The following is a 1,387-nucleotide window of genomic DNA, read 5'->3' on the forward strand; positions in this document are numbered from 1 at the left end:
GCAGTAACCCCATTCACGGTTGCACAGGTGTACTGAGTGATGGCAAGACAGGTTGGACCGCGCAAAGGCAAGCCTGAGACATTTCTCGGACCTCGAGTCCGCTAATTAGATTAGGACCTTTGCGGCGAAATCCATCGGGGCCGGCGGGCATGCCCGCGATCGAGTCCGGATATAAGTCCGCAACCACCCTCCTCGCCACGCACAATCACCTTGCAAATGGGAGGCGACCATATAAGAAATGTCGGGTTTTGATTGGTTTGGGGGTTCGGGTGAGGGCGGTGTTGGCGCTCTTATCTCTCTATTTGAGGGGGCTTTTAGCACCGAGCCTGCCCGGGTTCCGGTGAGTCCCCATTACCGCCGCATTCAAGTCCTCGAGCGTCACTTCGCGCTGCTTGCGCGTGCCGGGCAACGGCTTCGGTTTGCGTACCGCAGCGCCGCGATTCGTGCGGGATGGCGAGCCCGATACGCGGCGGTTGTCGCGCTGCGCCTGGATCGCCTGGGCGACCTGCAGCGCATGACCGAGACGCTTGTGCTCCACCACCGCGCCCTGGTCGATCTCTGCGAGCTTGTCGTACGGCACACAGGGCAGCACCACCCCGTCGGCGCGGATCTCGAGGCGTCCGTCGGGATACTCCCACACCTCGATGTAGCGGTGAATCAGCTTGCGGTTAGCCGGCGTATCGTCCAGCAGCCAGATCACGCGATCGTTGAGCAGCGTGAGTGAATCCGAGACCTTGCGCAGGACCCGCCAGGTCAGGATCGCGTCGAGATCCTCGTCGGTGCGCAGCGGCCGGTGCGCATCGAAAGCGCTGCGTGGCGGCTTCGCAAAGCGCGCGTTATAGGCGGCCATGAAGGCGGGCGCATAGGCGTTGGCAGCCTCGATGGTGCTGATGCCGCGCAGCCGCAGCTCCTTGACGAGGCGATCCTGCAGCGTGAGGTGCGCCCGCTCGACGCGCCCCTTGGCGGGGCTCGAGTTCGCGCAGAAGGTGTCGATATTGAGCTCGTACATGGCGCGGCCGAACTGCGTGACACCTTTGCCTGCGGTCTCCGAACGCTTCTTCACATAGAACACGCTCGCCTTGTCGCTGTAGAACGCGCCAGGCTTGCCGTGGCGTTCGATATATGCGCGCGTCGCCTCGAAGTAGCTTCTATGGGGTATTCGAAGTCAAGCCCCCTCGATGACAGTTTTATTCGCAAGATTCTCCTTTAGGACTCCGCGAGTTATCCACGGCCTGCCGCCGGGTCCCTTCACATGACCAGAACGTCGGCAGGCGGTGGATAACTCGCGTGCGTCACAACACGTGTCAATAGTCTTTGGTTCGGAGCGCTCGATGTCGGGCGTATGCCCGATCTAACTTCTATCCGTGCCGGCACCACGGCCGGTCAC

General features: G+C 61.9%; 1 pseudogene. It reads right to left on the reverse strand.

The features are described 5' to 3' along the window. Window positions 1–298: 298 nt before the first annotated feature. A pseudogene (locus tag M3I56_RS40525) lies at window positions 299–1,147 on the reverse strand (ISNCY family transposase); the annotation flags it as partial. Between the last annotated feature and the right edge of the window lie 240 nt (window positions 1,148–1,387).

Origin of the sequence: Paraburkholderia sp. CNPSo 3281 (assembly GCF_024206515.1) — a bacterium.
Classification (GTDB): Bacteria; Pseudomonadota; Gammaproteobacteria; order Burkholderiales; family Burkholderiaceae; genus Paraburkholderia; species Paraburkholderia nodosa.